Genomic DNA, 17,398 nt, shown 5'->3' on the forward strand with positions numbered 1-17,398 from the left:
TATGACTAAACAGAAGAAATTCATCACTTGTGATGGTAATCAGGCTGCAGCGCATATCTCGTATATGTTCTCTGAAGTAGCAGCTATCTACCCCATCACTCCTTCTTCGACTATGGCTGAGTACGTAGACGAATGGGCTGCCGCAGGACGTAAGAACATCTTTGGCGAAACAGTATTGGTACAGGAAATGCAATCTGAAGGTGGTGCTGCCGGTGCAGTTCACGGTTCTCTTCAGGCTGGTGCGTTGACTACTACTTACACTGCTTCTCAAGGTCTGCTCCTGATGATCCCTAATATGTACAAAATTGCCGGTGAGTTCTTGCCTTGCGTATTCCATGTATCTGCTCGTACATTGGCTTCTCACGCATTGTGTATCTTCGGTGACCACCAGGACGTAATGTCAGCTCGTCAGACTGGCTTTGCGATGTTGGCTGAAGGCTCTGTACAGGAAGTTATGGATTTGGCTGGTGTTGCTCACTTGGCTACCATCAAATCTCGCGTTCCGTTCATGAACTTCTTCGATGGTTTCCGTACATCTCACGAAATCCAGAAGATTGAAATGTTGGAAAACGATGATCTTGCTCCGCTGATCGACCAGGAAGCTTTGGCTGAATTCCGTGCCCGCGCACTGAATCCGATGAATCCGGTTGCCCGTGGTATGGCTGAAAACCCTGACCATTTCTTCCAACATCGTGAATCATGCAACAACTACTATGAAGCAGTTCCTGCTATCGTAGAAGAATACATGAATGAAATTTCTAAGATCACAGGTCGTAAATACGGTTTGTTCGATTACTATGGCGCAGAAGATGCAGAACGCGTAATTATCGCTATGGGTTCTGTAACAGAAGCTGCCCGCGAAGCTATCGACTACTTGGTAGCAAACGGCGAAAAAGTGGGTATGGTTGCCGTACACCTGTATCGCCCGTTCTCTGCTAAACACTTCCTGGCTGCTGTACCTAAGACTGCCAAGACTATCGCAGTTCTTGACCGTACTAAAGAACCGGGTGCTAACGGTGAACCTCTTTATCTTGACGTTAAAGACTGCTTCTACGGTGCAGAAAATGCTCCGGTTATCGTTGGCGGTCGCTACGGTTTGGGTTCTAAAGATACTACTCCTGCTCAAATCCTTTCAGTATTCGAAAACTTGGCTATGCCAATGCCGAAGAACCACTTCACTATCGGTATCGTAGACGACGTTACTTTCACTTCTCTTCCTCAAAAAGAAGAAATCGCTTTAGGCGGTGAAGGTATGTTCGAAGCTAAATTCTACGGTTTGGGTGCTGACGGTACTGTAGGTGCTAACAAGAACTCTGTAAAGATTATCGGTGACAACACTGATAAACACTGCCAGGCTTACTTCTCTTACGACTCTAAGAAATCTGGTGGTTTCACTTGTTCTCACTTGCGTTTCGGTGATAATCCGATCCGTTCCACTTATTTGGTAAATACACCAAACTTCGTTGCTTGTCACGTTCAGGCTTACCTGCACATGTACGACGTAACTCGTGGTTTGCGTAAGAACGGTTCTTTCTTGCTGAACACAATCTGGGAAGGTGAAGAACTGGCTAAGAACCTGCCTAACAAGGTTAAGAAATATTTCGCACAGAACAACATTTCTGTATACTATATCAACGCAACACAGATTGCATTGGAAATTGGTTTGGGTAACCGTACCAACACTATCCTTCAATCTGCATTCTTCCGTATCACAGGCGTTATTCCTGTAGAACAAGCTGTTGAGCAGATGAAGAAATTCATCGTTAAGTCTTACGGTAAGAAGGGTGAAGACGTTGTCAACAAGAACTATGCTGCCGTTGACCGTGGTGGTGAATACAAGACTTTGGCTGTTGATCCTGCTTGGGCTAACCTACCGGATGACGCTAAAGCTGAAAACAACGATCCTGCATTCATCAACGAAGTAGTTCGTCCGATCAATGCACAAGATGGTGACTTGTTGCCTGTATCTGCATTCAAGGGTATCGAAGACGGTACTTGGTATCAAGGTACTGCTAAATACGAAAAACGTGGTGTTGCTGCATTCGTTCCTGAATGGAATCCGGAAAACTGTATCCAGTGTAACAAGTGTGCATACGTTTGTCCTCACGCTTCTATCCGTCCGTTCGTACTCGATGCTGAAGAGCAGAAGGGTGCTAAGTTCGAACAATTGAAAGCAGTAGGTAAAGTATTCGACGGTATGACATTCCGTATCCAGGTTGACGTTCTCGACTGTCTGGGTTGCGGTAACTGTGCTGACATCTGTCCGGGTAATCCGAAGAAAGGTGGCAAAGCATTGACAATGAAACACCTCGAAAGCCAATTGGCTGAAGCTGACAACTGGACTTACTGTGCTGAAAACGTGAAGACTAAACAACATCTTGTTGATATCAAGTCTAACGTGAAGAACTCACAGTTCGCTACTCCATTGTTTGAGTTCTCTGGTGCTTGCTCTGGTTGTGGTGAAACTCCGTATGTGAAATTGATTTCTCAATTGTTCGGTGACCGCGAAATGGTTGCTAACGCTACCGGATGTTCTTCTATCTACTCTGGTTCAGTTCCTTCTACTCCGTATACTACAAACGAAAACGGTCACGGTCCTGCTTGGGCTAACTCACTGTTCGAAGACTTCTGTGAATTCGGTCTGGGTATGGAATTGGCTAACGAAAAGATGCGTGCCCGTATCGTGAAGTTATTCAACCAGATTTTGGAAGGCGACAACGCTCCTGCTGAAGCTAAAGAAGTATTGAAGGCATGGATTGAAAACATGCATGATGCTGACAAGACAAAAGAATTGGCTCCTCAAATCGAAGCTATCATCGAACAAGGTATCGCTGCCGGATGTCCTGTTAGCAAAGAGCTGAAAGGCCTGACTCAATATCTTGTAAAACGCAGCCAGTGGATCATTGGTGGTGACGGTGCTTCTTATGATATCGGTTACGGTGGTCTTGACCATGTAATCGCTTCTGGTAAGGACGTTAACATCCTCGTTCTGGATACTGAAGTTTACTCTAACACAGGTGGTCAGTCTTCTAAGGCTACTCCGGTAGGTGCTATCGCTAAGTTCGCTGCTGCTGGTAAGCGCGTACGTAAGAAAGACCTCGGTCTGATGGCTACTACTTACGGTTATGTATATGTTGCACAGATCGCTATGGGTGCTGACCAAGCTCAAACTCTGAAAGCTATCCGTGAAGCTGAAGCATATCCTGGACCATCTTTGATTATCGCTTACGCTCCGTGTATCAACCACGGTCTGAAAGCAGGTATGGGTAAGAGCCAGGAAGAAGAAGAAAAGGCTGTTAAGTGTGGTTACTGGCACTTGTGGCGTTACAACCCTGCTTTGGAAGAAGAGGGTAAGAACCCATTCCAATTGGACAGCAAAGAACCGAACTGGGAAGAATTCCAAGGTTTCTTAAAGGGTGAAGTTCGTTACGCTTCTGTAATGAAACAATATCCTACTGAAGCTGAAGAACTGTTCAAAGCTGCTGAAGAAAACGCAAAATGGCGTTACAACAGCTACAAACGTTTGGCTAGAGAAAACTGGGGTGCTGAATAATAGCAATTATACCCTATAATATAAAGCGGTAACCCCACAAGGATTACCGCTTTTTTTATTTCCTTGTTTATGAGCCCTATTAAACATATACAACTTTTCACTTGATTCTTCGTATATAGTTAAAATTCTATTTTCTAATGAGATATGAGCATTTTAACTATTAATCGATGAAAATAGATTCAAGTTTACTTGTAAATATTAACTAGATTCACGACCTTTGCAGCAGAATAAAACAAACGCTCTAAAATATGAAACTAAAAACAGCCATTGTAGCAGTTATCGCGGTTGCCGCCGGATTAACTTCATGTGAGAAGAACTTGTATGACCCCAGTCAAGATAAGACAGAGGTTAAAATCGAAAACCTAAAGATTGGAGATGATTTCGACTGGTTGACAACACGGAATGCTGCATGCAAGGTAGATGCAGATCAGCCTGTCAATGTATCCATCTATCAAGATGAAGCATGTAAAGTGATACTCACTCATACTTCTGTTATCTCTGGCAACAACCTCCAATTACCTTTATCAGTTATCAAAAACAGCCAAAAGCTATATTTAAAGGTTGACGGAGAAAGTCAGGTTTACCCTGTAACATTGAATGAAGACGGTTCATTTGAATGTAGTCTATCTACTAGTCGTACTACCAGAGCAGCTACAAGAGCTGGAGAAGATTTTGAAGATCATGGTACCACAATCTTCTATCCAAACGGAAGTTGGGGAACAGTAATGTTTGAAGATAATTATCCTCAAATCGGTGATTATGATTTTAATGATTTCGTAGCCTCTTATATGGTAGAAATTCAGACTTATCCGGGAACAACATTTATTAAAAGCATTCAATTCTATATGGCTATTCACGCTATCGGAGCCAGTTACAGCTATATTCCACATTTAAGAATTCAATCTTTTGAGAATTCAACTGTGAAATCAATGGAGGTTAACAAAAAAGGAATGTCTAATCTTAATGTCGATAGATTTGCTGATGGTAAGGTCAATGATGACAATACAGGTAAAATAGTATTGGCATTTAATGGTGCTGAAAACAAAAAAGGTCAGGAATTCCTCAATACAGAAAAAGGAAGTCAGTATATTCCTGGAGATAAATTTGATATCACTCTTACATTCGAGGAAGGAAAGGCAGATATTGCATTTATTTATGCAGATAAGTTCGATATATTCCTGGCTGACAAAAACCGCACAAAAGAAATTCACATGCTAGGATATGGTCCAGCATTTGCCAGCGGAAAAGATTATGGTAATACTAACTACTACAAACAAGCCGGTACTAATCTTGTTTGGGGAATCAATGTACCGAGCATTATCGGACATGCTTATGAAAAGAGTAATTTCCTTGATGCATATCCCAACTTTGCCAAATGGGTAGAAGGTGATATGAATGCAAATGAATGGTACAAGAACCAAAACAGCGAATACATCTTTCAAATGAAATAAAATTCAAAGAATCCTATTTATAAGTAAGGCTGCCTCAAAATAGAAGATGAGGCAGCCTTACTTATAATTTGTAAATTGAGATAAAAAACATTCTTATTTCAATCCTATTCAAGTTATTTATTTGCTGACTTAGGAATCCAGCTATCAACCAGTTGCCGGTGTTCATCCCTCCATTTACGGGCTATTTCTTCTTCATCCATCCGGGCATCCTTCATAGCTGTCATAAAAGAGCTAAGTTCTTCTGTCGTTAATTTGATATTACCAAAAAACTCAGCGGCAAACGGGTCTTTTTCACTGAAACCTTTCCAGGCAATGGCATGTATTTCTTCCAGATCTCCATATACTTTCTTCGGATCATCCAGGAATTTCAAGTCAAACTGATCGAACATCCAATGTGGTGTCCAACCTGTAATGACAACCCATTCTCCTTTATCCATCGCTTTTTTCAAAGATGCCAACATCGTTGAACTACTTGAAGTCATGAGGGTATATCCGTCAAGCCCATAAGCAGTAATGGCCTTATCCGTAGTCTTCATAATTCCTGCCCCGGCATCAATTCCCACTATTTCGGAAGAGAAACGGTCTTTATGATCTGCGAGTTCACTGATAGACTGAATCGTAACATATTCAGGTACGACCAGCCCGATGCGAGCTTCTTCATATACTTCACCCAGGAATTCGATGCTATCCCCATATTGGTCCATATAATCTTTCATCGTTATCGGCAGCCAGGCATCCAGAAAGACATCCGACTTTTTCCTAGCCATGGATACAAAAATAGGGGCAAGATCCGCATTTTGCAGTTCAACCTCATATCCATGTTCTTCCAATACCACCTTAGCCAAATGACTCATGGCAATACCTTCCAGCCAATTGGCATAGGCTATTTTTATTTTCTTTTTCTCTAAGTCTGAATGAGCACAGGAAGCCAGCAAAAGCATAGCCGACAGTACTATTCCTACTATTTTATATATTCTCACATGCATTTTTATTCCTTTCCGTTTTAGTTCTTATTTTTTCGTCCTGCCATTCCTTGTGTGATACGGTCTAAAATGATAGCCAAAATAACAACTGCTATACCCCCTTCAAATCCAAGTCCGATTTTCATCTGGGTAATACCTTTCAATACAATTTCTCCCAGACCACCGGCAGCAATCATGGCAGCGATTACAACCATAGAAAGTGACATCATTATTGTCTGGTTTACACCGGTCAGGATGGTAGGCAGTGCCAAAGGAAGCTGTACTTTATAGAGTAACTGCCAACGGGTAGCCCCGAATGAGCGGGAAGCTTCCACTACATTTTTAGGAACCTGCCGGATTCCCAACCCGGTAAGGCGGACCACAGGAGGCATGGCAAATATGATTGTCGCAAAAACTCCGGGCACTGTTCCCAATCCGAAGAACAGAACAGCAGGAATCAGATAGACAAAGGCTGGCATTGTCTGCATCAAATCGAGAATAGGACGAAGTATTTTATCTGCACGTGGACTGTTTGCTGTCCATATTCCTAAAGGTACTCCAAAAATCAGAGCCAGACAGGTGGATGATAAAACGAGAGCCAGAGTTTGCATGGTTGCCTCCCAAAATCCCATTCCATAAATCAGCAATAATCCTAATACGGTAAAAATGGAAATACCCCGTCCTGCCTTTACCCATGCAATTGCGGCAAGCACCAAGATCGTCAAGTAAAATGGAATTCCGAAAAGAATGTGTTGGAAACCTGTAATGAAACTACCGATGCCTGCATTCACGGCATCAAAGAATGTGGAAAAATGTACCATCATCCAATTGATGGCGATTTCTATATATTGTCCTATATTTATCATAAGTCTATTGCGTTTTGAATTATTTCATTTATTTCTTCTTTATCTTTCCCGGTCACTTCTATGATTAAGGATGAAAGTGGAATTGTTCCCAAAAACTCGTGTGTTTCATCTATCACCCATACCGGTGAATTACTCTTTGTCATTAAAGGAAGTATATCCTCGAGCACTGTATCACACAACACTGAATGTACTTCTTTACGCACAACCGCTTCAATGGATTTTTCCTGTTTGCTACGCAGTTTAAGCAAATCGTTCAAATGTACTTCTCCGACCAGTTTATCGTCGGCATCTATTACAGGTAATACGGTTATATTCTTCGCACGCATCTTACGAATCAAAACTTCGGGACCTTCTTTCTTCAGACGGGCTACCAACGGTTTGTCAATCATTAAAGAAGAGGCGGTAATAATTTTACTCCTGTCCACGTTTTCAACAAAACGGGCTACATAATCGTTAGCCGGTTCAGTCAGGATTTCCTCCGAAGTACCTACCTGCACCACTTCTCCGTCTTTCATAATCGCAATACGGTCACCTAGTTTAATCGCTTCACTCAAATCGTGAGTAATAAAGACAATCGTCTTTTTCATCTTTGATTGCAAGGCCAATAGTTCATCCTGCATCTGTACGCGAATCAGAGGATCGAGCGCAGAGAAAGCCTCATCCATTAAAAGTACTTCGGGATTATTGGCCAGAGCACGTGCCAGTCCGACACGCTGTTGCATTCCACCGGAAAGTTCACCTACCATCTGATTCTCATATCCTTTCAGCCCGACAAGCTTCATACTTTCCATGGCTTTCTTTTCACGCTCTTCTTTCTTCACTCCCTGAAGTTCAAGGCCGAACGCAATATTACTCAACACAGAACGGTGAGGCAACAAACCGAAATTCTGGAAAACCATTGCCAACTCTTTACGACGAACCTGCAATAATTCTTTTTCGGATATTTTAGATATATCGACCCCGTTTACAAGTACTTGTCCGGCAGTAGGACGTATCAGGCGATTGATACAACGCAGTAATGTCGATTTTCCACTTCCCGAGAGCCCCATTATCACAAAAAACTCTCCTTCGTTTATTGAAAGATTAGCATCTTTCACTCCTACCGTACAACCGGTATCTTTCAGTATTTCCGCTTTAGTCTTATCTTTTTTCAGCATCTTGAGTGCTTTCTGCTTCTCGTGACCAAAGATAAGGTACAAATCCTTTATTTCTATTTTACTCATATAATATATTGGTTTAGATTATAATATTTGTTTTGTTTTCAACTGCTGCGTTCCTCATTCTCATTTACATAAACAAGTTGAATGTCCGCATGGTTCAGTCCTGCTACATGGTAACATGACGATCCAATGAGTTTTTTAAATGATTAAAAAAACAGACTGAGTAATTTAAAAGGAATAGAATTTGATAAGATTATCCTCTCAATGAACAGTAGAAAACAGTATTTTCATAAATAAATAACAGCCTGTTCTTGCATATTGTTGGCACAAAGGTAAGGAAAATAGATTAAACATGCAAATTTTATTCAGAAGTGGAGTAATTCCAAAGATGCTTTTTCAGGTCTACACATCCATTTTGCTTGAAAGAAACTCCCTCTTCCAGCAAGAGCTGCTTTTGCTCTGTCCAACCCGGTACAAGGCGTCCCGACGCATTGACAACCCGGTGACAGGGTGCAGATAAATCATCCGGAATCTGCTTCAAAGCACGCCCCACCATACGGGAACATTGAGGCATTCCCAATAATGCGGCAATTCCTCCATAGGTAGAAACATTACCTACCGGAATTTCCCGGACAACCTGGTATACCTCTTGACAAAAGGATGCGGAAAGGCTCGCCTTGTCTACTTTATAATCTTTCATCACCTGGACTTTATTTATTCACTCCCAAAACTAAATAAAAAGAAAAGAATCTGCAAATAATATCGGCCTTTACAGCCATAAATGCCCCAACCTTAGCCGTTTTCTTCTATATGTCTGTACTTCAGGTTTGCGCAATTCACTCCTAAAACATAATACATACACTTAATTTCCTATATCTCAATCAAAGAAATAAATGCTATCCTTTCCGCTTCAACAAATCTGTCGGACTTTCTCCAAACTGTTCCCGATAGCATTTGGTAAAATAAGAGGGAGAACTGAACCCAACCTCATAACCAATCTCCGCCACTGTCATATCCGAGGAAGCAAGCAGAGAAGCTGCTTTTTTCAAACGAGCGATACGGAGTAACTCATTCGGAGAATAATTAGTCAGGGATTTGATTTTACGATAGAGTTGCACACGGCTTAATCCCATATCTTTGCCCAAGTCTTCCACATTCAGATTAGAGTCTCCCATCTTAGCCTCAATCAAAGCCTTAAATTTCTCTACAAAGTCTTTGTCCATATCACAGACATCTTCTTTGGCCAATGTCTGCCCGTCACCAAAGAATTGTTTCAGACGACGATGTGAGTCTATCAGGTTGCGGACACGTGCCACCAGTAATTGCGAACTGAAAGGTTTGGATATATAGGAGTCTGCCCCACCATCATATCCTTGAATCCGTTGTTCGTCCAGAGAACAGGCTGTCAGCAGAATGACAGGGATATGACACGTTTGCAATTCGCTTTTCAAGCGACGGCAACATTCAATTCCATCTATTCCGGGCATCATTACGTCGGAGATAATCAAGTCCGGGACATATTTCATAGCTTTACGAATACCTTCCGAGCCGTCTGCAGCTTCTATAACAGTATAATCAGTATGAAGCAATCCATGCACATATAAGCGAATATCAGCGTTATCATCAATAATCAGAACGCAAGGTTTGGAAGAGTCGTAACTTTTTTCCAATTCCTCTTCTTCGTAAGTTAAAGCATCATTCAAGCTCGAAGAACCGGAATAACCGGAAGTTGCAGGAGTTACGGGAGCCCCAGCAACGACAGAGGTTACAGCATCGGTGGAGGTTACAGAAGTAGCAGGCACAGAGAATGCCGGAGAGTTTTCTGAAACAACAGTCTCGCAAGTCTGTACAGGCAAATCAACGGTAAAGATAGTTCCTTGCTTTTCATCACTTTCCACCGTGATGGTACCTTTATGCAATTCCACAAAAGCCTTTACCAATGCCAGTCCAATACCCGAACCGGCATGGTGCATATCTATCTTATAGAAACGGTCGAAAATATTCCGGATATGCTCCGCAGAAATCATTGAACCGGTATTGGCAACGGTAAAGCGAATCCAGCAATGATCGTCTTTAGTCAGGGAAGACAAGCGTACAGTTACTTTTCCGTTTTCCGGAGTAAATTTGAAAGCGTTGGAAAGGAGGTTGAAATAGATGCGTTCCAACTTTTCTACATCTGCCAATGTGCAGTAATCCGTATCCGGCATATAATCGAATGAGAAATGAATATGTTTCTTCCGGGCTGCTGCCATGAAAGACTCATTCCATCCCTCAAAAGAAGAAAGAATGTCTAACGAAATAGGAGTATATTCCATTTTTCCATTCTCGTATTTACGAAAATCCAGAATCTGATTGACAAGACGCAAGAGGATATTCACGTTTCGCTGAACTAACAATAACATTCGGCGCTGGTCTTCACTCAAAGACGAATCAGCCAGTAAATGCTCTACCGGGTCGGCAACTAATGTCAGTGGAGTACGAAAATCGTGAGATATATTTGTAAAGAAAACCAGCTTGGCATGAGTCGCTTCTTCCAGTTGATGAGAAAGCTGGATAAGCTGATCCCGCTGTTCTTCGAGTTTGTCACGCTGTTCTTCAAGAATATCCCGTTGCTCTTCGAGTTTATCGCGCTGTTGCTCTACTTGTTTCTTCTGTTCGGACAACTCTTTATTCAGGCGATTCTTGGAACGGAGGGATTTATAGACTACCAACAACAATCCCGCTACTAATAAAAGAATAACCAAGCCGCCATACATCACGACCTGCTGCGTAGCTACACGCGACAGATATCCACCGATACGTCCGTTCAATGTTTCAATCTTCTGATCCAGTTCCGAGATATGAGTAGTCTGAAGTTGCATGACGTGCGCGTTCGTGCGGTCTACAACGGCAGTATTCATGACCGTTTCGCGAGGATAAGACTTCTTCTCAAGAATATTCATGGCCAGTTGCATCACTTTGTCCCCATTAGTCGGATAAATAAAAGTTGCATCCAGCACATTGTCAAGCACCAATTCAAGTCCGTTTCCTTTGCCGGGCAGGGCATCAATGCCAACAAAAATCATTTCCTTTTCACGTCCGGCTTTCTTCGCAGCCTGATAGGCTCCCGGAGCGATACGGTCGTTATGTGCATACACCGCATCAATCTTTGGATGACGGCGAAGCATACTATCCATTTCCACTTCTGCCGGTTCACGTTCCCAGGCAGCATCCGCTTTATCAATCAGTTTGATATCCGGATAATTGCTGATAGCGGCCATAAATCCCTGATGGCGCTCCATAGCAGGGGTGGAACCACCCAGTCCGGTAAGCTCCACTACATTCCCTTTCCCTTTCAGACTTGATGCGATATAATTTCCTACCGCACGACCTATTTCATAATTATCGGCACCAATATAGGCAGTATATTTATCAGAAAGTATCTTCCGGTCTACAAGAATGACGGGTATTCCTTTCTGATAGGCCTCCTCCACAATTGGAGTCATGGGAGCCGCTTCATTGGCGGAAATTATCAGTAAATCAACTCCTTTATCTATAAAATAATGAACATCTTCCGCCTGCTTACGGTTATCATCCGCCGCCGAACGGATTTCAACCGACACTCCATCATAAAACATCGCTTCGCGAAGAATCTCATCATTCATCTTGTGCCGCCAAGAGTCATCGCTACATTGGGCCACCCCAATACGGAAACGAGGCGCATCCTGACGACAGGCCGCCAAGCCCAAAAGACAAAACAAGACTGTTATCCACTTCGTATATTTCATCGCTTCAATCATTCTCTTTCTTTCGTATATCTTTTGTATTTCTTTCTGTAATCCAAATTTCTCTCCCCGCATTATTTGCATTCACCACCGGGAAATACATCAGTTCGACTTTCACAGGGTTCAGCGTGTATTTTCCAGTAAAGCGTGGAAGCAAAGGAACCGTAAACTGATAAGTACCTACCGGTAATTTTTCGCTAAAGATAACAGTTTTCTCTTTAAAATACTCACGATACACTTCAGAACGGGAGAAATTAACAGGTTTTGAGGCATAACTACAACCTGCCGGAACAGGAACTTCAAGCATCACATATTGCGCACCCTCCTGTTTCACCTGCAAGGTAACTGTCAATGTAACAGGTACACCCGCCACCAAAGAGTCTTTTTCCAAAGTCGCCTCCACCTTGAAAGCATCACTCTGACGAGCATTCATCACACGCTTCATTGAATAGACGCTATACAATAAAGGCTCTTTTCCCGTTTTTGAAATAAGCAGACTGTCGCCTGCTGTCAGCCGGGCATGATAAGGAAATTCCGTAATTCGTTGATGATCCTTACCGCTCACAGACACCAATGTTCCTGACATCCCTCCGGAACCTGCCAGCAAATCGGTCAGAACAGTTGCCACAGCCGAAGAAGCCTGATACGTATTCCATCCGCGCTCCTTAGTCCGCAAAATATACAATTGCATATTTTCTTTCAACTTACACAGGGAAGGGTCATTTTTAATAATCCGGTAGGCTATCAATGTATTTATCATCTGATTTCCCTCCCAATAATAAGTACGCCGTCCGTCGTCACAGTAAACACCTCCCAGCATATCCTTTTTCAGATAAGGACGTACGCTATCACTCACATTCACCGAATCCACCTGTTGCTTGATTTCCCAGAGAAGCAGCTTCTCTTTCAAGTATGAAAGAGGACGATAATACTTGTTTCTATTTGCCAACGAGTCTTCTTTCTGTTCCAATTGCCGGACGAAAGGTTCCAATAATCTGACTGCCGAAGAATAATCCGCCTCTACTTTCCACTCATGCAGAGCATGAAGTATTTCTATATCTTCCAGTTTCATTCCTCGATAAGGACGCGTATGAGCATACTCCACTTTCAAACCATTCAGATTCAACTCCACAGGATAACCTGCATCTTGCGCCATCTTCAAAGCCCGCAGAATATGCGCAGACATCCAGAAAGAAGTATTTTCAGAGTTCCCCCACCACGACCATAACTGATGTTTGTTCTGATGATTCGTCAGTCGATGGATGATAGGTCGAATTGCTTTATCTACTTTCACCTTTTCACCCTTACTCTGCATATACTGTTGGTAAGCCAGCAAACCGATTAACTTGGATGCCAGCTGCTCATTGCACAAATATTTGTATCCTGTCAAGTAATTCACCGATTCTTTATAGATGTCCAACTGATTGTCAGTGATACTCACCATCACTTCTTCATCCTCACCGGATTGCACTTTGACCGTCTTTGCATCGGACAAAATACCCAATGTGCCCTCTGCCAATTCAGTTCCCTGTGGCAGTATCGGAATCGTATATTCCTCTCCATCCTGATAGCCATCGTCGCGAGTGAAAAGATAGCTGATGGTCACGCTATCGGCATGAACTGCCTACATCGGCACTGTTTCATGAAATCCCTCCATGAAACTCACTTCCTGCCGTTTCAACGTATCCGTTCCGACGCAGAACAGTGTTTTTCCAGCTATGTGCTGCCCATCCAGATAATTGCGGATAGTCCCGACCACCGTACTCTGATCCCCCTCCACCAGGAAGCGGGGAGTTTTCAACTCCGCCATCAACGGTTTGTAAGAACGGACGGAACGTCGGAAAGTACCCGTCTGCAAACGACGGTTCATGCCATAAACGACAGTTTCCCATTTCGTCACATTATCGGGGAAAGTTGTTTCAAACTGCACCGTTCCGGTTTTATCCGTAAACAAACGAGGCTGCCAGAAAGCCACATCCGAAAAATTCCTACGTAAGCCATTCAATTGCATCAGTTCATTATACAACTGTTCGTTATCCGCTTCTTCTTTCGCTTTCTGATCTTGCTCTTCCAGTTTCTCCAAAGGTGCGGTTGCAGCAGCAGAAGAAGAACCTACCATTAATCCGGCAACAGACCCCGTCAACGAAGATCTTGAACGCATGCCGTATCCAACAACGACCACTTCCTCCAGCGCCTGACTATCTTCTTCCAAAGTAACCAACAGATTGGCTCCGGGAGTTGCTCTCATCTCCTGCTGTTTAAAGCCGACATAGCTAAACAAGAGCTGATCCCCTCCCCTGTCACAATCCATTTCGAAATATCCGTCCATGTCGGTGATCGTTCCCTCCGTCGTTCCTTTCACCACCACGCTGCACCCGATTAAAGGCTCTCCGGTAGCATCCGTCACATAACCGGAGACTTTACCGCCATAATTGCGTACATACTGCCTGATCCTCATTTCCCTGTGACCAGGAAAGTTTGTACCGATCCTGCCAATTCCTCTTCCCAGCAAGAGCCACCCTGCTGACAACGAATCGCGTTCGTGTAGAGGCAGAGACTCCATATCTACATCCAGATAGGTATATGATTGTATCGTCAGAGCATCCTGTTTCAGATACTTTCCATTGTTATAAAGCAAAATCGCATCATACGTTCCGGCAGAAAACTTGGAATATATTCTATTCATTTGCACCAAGGTATCCGGATAAACCAATTCTCCGGTAGTGCAGTCTTTAAAGAGCAAGTTAGCCACTCCGGTAGAATCTTTTTCTTCCGGAAGCCGGAAATTCAACGTCTTATCCGGCAGGGAGAAATAAATCCGGGTGGGATGCCAACTCTTTCCCTTGCGAAGTTCGGCCACCAGACTACGGAATCTTTCCGGTGATAAATGGTAATCATTCAAAGTCGGAATCTTTGCCACAGACGAAAAATTCAGATAAGCCGGGCACAGTTCCTCATCCTTATATTTATAAACCACATTGCCCTCGAATTCATAAGAGAAACCTCCCTCATGCCGATACAACACACCATTCATATATTTCCAAGGTCCCGGCTCCACAGGACCTGCCAATATCTTTTTCTTGTAGCGCGACAGCTCCATAAGTGAAACCGGAAACAGCTTTCCATTATGTTCGAGCGAAGTATACACCGCCCCATCTATCACCGGAAGACGGCAAAGATACCGTTCATAACGCTTCTTCTCTTCCGAAGTAAACTTATACTCATCATATTTCCCTTTCCTCTGCCGCAACCAGACTACTTCCACACCTTGCGGCAACTGATTCATATCGAAACTCAAAATCGTTTTCTTACCTCGGTCGAAAGCCAGAGAATCAATAATGAAAGCCCTGTCGTGCATTCGCAACGTTATCTTCTGCTTTCCCGACGGATGCAATACAGGAAAAGAATACTGCTTAGGCTGTTCCGTCCACGAAAAATAGCAGGGAACATCGTTCTGCTCAATCACATAGATATTCACCGCCCGCCCGTTCAGCATCACATAAGGAGCAAACTGGGTGGTTCCATCCGGTGTATCAACCGTCTGACGGAACAGATTTCCCGAAGGATAAGCAAACTGATAATAAGGCAACTTATCCAAATGAAGCAACTGGTTCCAATGCTGATAATCCAATGTGCCCGTATGTAGATACTCTTTTTGCTTCATTGAGTAGGAAGCACGTTGCTCGCGCGGACGGGGTGCACTCCCGTAATAGGGTAAATCGGGTACGTGATAATCCAGCTGCGTGTTGACCGCAAAAGCTGTCAGATCGACGTTGGATACCGGACGCCCTTGCATATTAGTTACATTCAGTTTTGTTTTCACTTTCTGACCGGGATACACTCGTTCCGGCAAATCAGATTCAATCACCAGCCGTTCGGAGGGTGAAGTGTACGAGCGTTTCAACATACATTCCTTATCCCCCATGAAATAAAATACTTCTACGTAATAGACGGAAGAGGGATCGATCTCTCCGGATTTGTGTTCCATCTCTTTTCCCGAACCTTTCTGCAACAGGCGGTTACCTTGATACACATACCAGGAAAGTTCCAGCTGCAAAGGATTGGAAAGAGAGACACAGAACGAATCTTTTTCTATGCCGCCATTCAGTTCCAGTTTGGAGTCAAGTGCGGCGGAAGCAATCGTCGTTTCATATCCTGTTTCCGGTATTTTGAAACGATAGTCCGTCACCGCCTGATTGAACGGTTCGCGATAGGGCAAACGCACTTTCTTCACTTCTTTCTTTTCACCATAGGTCAGTTCGGCCGCCACAGGACGTTCCACTCCCAAGTCGAAGAATGAAAAGCAAATGGTATCCGCCTGCGTGGTGCACTGCATATCATAGCACGAATAGTAGAAAGTCGCTTTGCTCTGCTGCTCCAAACGGTTATTGTCTGCCGTAAGCAGAACTACATTCACCGTATAGAAGCAATCGGAAGCTCCGAATATCCGAGCAGGAATATCTACCGAGGCTTTCCCGGAAGCATCCAGTTCCGCCTGCACGGACATCAGTGTATCGGGCAAAGAAAGTATCTGCGCATACGACTTCAGTACCTGCTGTCTGCCGACAGCCACTTCTACATTCACCTCCCGCAAAGGAAGTCCGTTGGCATCCGTTGCACTGATATCCATGCGGTTACTCTGCGATGCATATTGCACATTCGAAGCCAGCTTCACCAACAACTTGTTTCCGTTCAGTTCGTAGTCTTCATATTTGAAATTGGTGGAGGCTACGATGCGTCCCCGCTTATCACGAAGCTGTACAGTATATCTCTGATCGAGCTTCAGGTTCAATGAATCCGCCAACAGGAATTCTCCGGCGAAGCCTCCCGGATGGTAAGGGACGACGGACATTATCTTCTTATAGTCACGCCAGGAAGAACCGACACGCATCCACAATGAAAGTTCCTGTTTCAGAGGACGTTTATGTTCGGAGAGAGCATAAGACTTGAAACGGACAGTTTCGCCCGGTCTGTATTTATTCTTGTCAGTAATCAGGTAACTATAAAACTCCGGTGCATCTTGCCGTCCATAATCATTTTTATACCAGGGTGGTACAAGGTGTTTCCTCAAATCGAATACCGCACGAAACTTATCCACTTCAACCGTCAGGATATGCTGTTCTTTCTGCGACCAGTTATCGTCAGTATACGTCTGACTGTCTTCATCGTAATAAACAGCCTTGCTGCCTACCCGCACTTTGGCGTCTTTCCTGATAGTTCCCCCGGCATCAACCACCTGCAAGGTGAGTACACCATACTCCTTGAAAAGGAAAACATGAAAAGGAATCACCGGAGCATAACGGTAATAAACTTCGTTCCGCTCTACATCAGCCAGCAGAAAATGCCCTTTGACCGGAGGGTTGCTCCAAGCATCCGTGAAACGGGCAAAAGGAGTCTGCTGTATTTTATCCCATTGTTTCTGTCGGAGTTTGCCTTTGAGAAGTTTCAAAGCCTCTTTGTTAGTCAGTTCGAAAACGATCGTTTCGGGAGAGGTATCATCCCAGATCATCGGTTGTCCGAATGCTCCATTGGCAAAAAGCAGGACTCCCAATAACAACAGGCTCTTTAGCTGGCATAGCATTGTGTTCATAGTATTCGATAGATTGATTGAGAACAAAAATAGAAAATAAAACTGTGAGTTT

At 43.6% G+C, this 17,398-nt stretch carries 7 protein-coding genes and 1 pseudogene; 2 read left to right on the forward strand and 6 right to left on the reverse strand.

What is annotated here, in order from left to right; all coding sequences use genetic code 11:
- Position 1 precedes the first annotated feature (1 nt).
- Together nifJ and H8796_RS23385 are read left to right on the forward strand one after the other, a co-directional pair.
- A complete protein-coding gene (nifJ, locus tag H8796_RS23380; RefSeq protein ID WP_117935882.1) occupies positions 2–3,553 on the forward strand; it encodes a pyruvate:ferredoxin (flavodoxin) oxidoreductase in 3,552 nt (1,183 codons plus the stop codon).
- A gap of 248 nt (positions 3,554–3,801) precedes the next feature.
- Entirely contained in the window at positions 3,802–5,004 is a 1,203-nt protein-coding gene (locus tag H8796_RS23385; RefSeq protein WP_117935884.1) for an LruC domain-containing protein, read from the forward strand.
- A gap of 113 nt (positions 5,005–5,117) precedes the next feature.
- Here the strand turns inward: H8796_RS23385 and H8796_RS23390 are convergent, their stop codons facing one another.
- From H8796_RS23390 to H8796_RS23415, 6 genes and pseudogenes are all read right to left on the reverse strand, one after another.
- The gene (locus tag H8796_RS23390) at positions 5,118–5,984 is read right to left on the reverse strand and encodes a glycine betaine ABC transporter substrate-binding protein (RefSeq protein WP_117936009.1); all 867 of its coding nucleotides are present in this window, start codon (positions 5,982–5,984) and stop codon (positions 5,118–5,120) included.
- A gap of 23 nt (positions 5,985–6,007) precedes the next feature.
- On the reverse strand, positions 6,008–6,832 hold the full coding sequence (locus H8796_RS23395; protein WP_117935886.1) for a proline/glycine betaine ABC transporter permease: 825 nt from the start codon (positions 6,830–6,832) through the stop codon (positions 6,008–6,010).
- Entirely contained in the window at positions 6,829–8,055 is a 1,227-nt protein-coding gene (locus H8796_RS23400) for a glycine betaine/L-proline ABC transporter ATP-binding protein (protein ID WP_117935888.1), read from the reverse strand. The genes H8796_RS23395 and H8796_RS23400 overlap by 4 nt, the downstream gene beginning before the upstream one ends.
- 298 nt (positions 8,056–8,353) lie before the next feature.
- Entirely contained in the window at positions 8,354–8,692 is a 339-nt protein-coding gene (locus H8796_RS23405) for an MGMT family protein (protein ID WP_117935890.1), read from the reverse strand.
- A 196-nt stretch (positions 8,693–8,888) separates the two neighbouring features.
- Positions 8,889–11,759 (reverse strand): substrate-binding domain-containing protein, encoded by a 2,871-nt coding sequence (locus tag H8796_RS23410; protein WP_317127767.1) that lies wholly within the window; start codon positions 11,757–11,759, stop codon positions 8,889–8,891.
- A 4-nt stretch (positions 11,760–11,763) separates the two neighbouring features.
- Positions 11,764–17,346, reverse strand: a pseudogene (locus H8796_RS23415) (carboxypeptidase-like regulatory domain-containing protein).
- Positions 17,347–17,398 lie beyond the last annotated feature (52 nt).

The sequence above is a fragment of the Bacteroides sp. M10 genome, from assembly GCF_014334015.1.
Lineage (GTDB): Bacteria > Bacteroidota > Bacteroidia > Bacteroidales > Bacteroidaceae > Bacteroides > Bacteroides intestinigallinarum.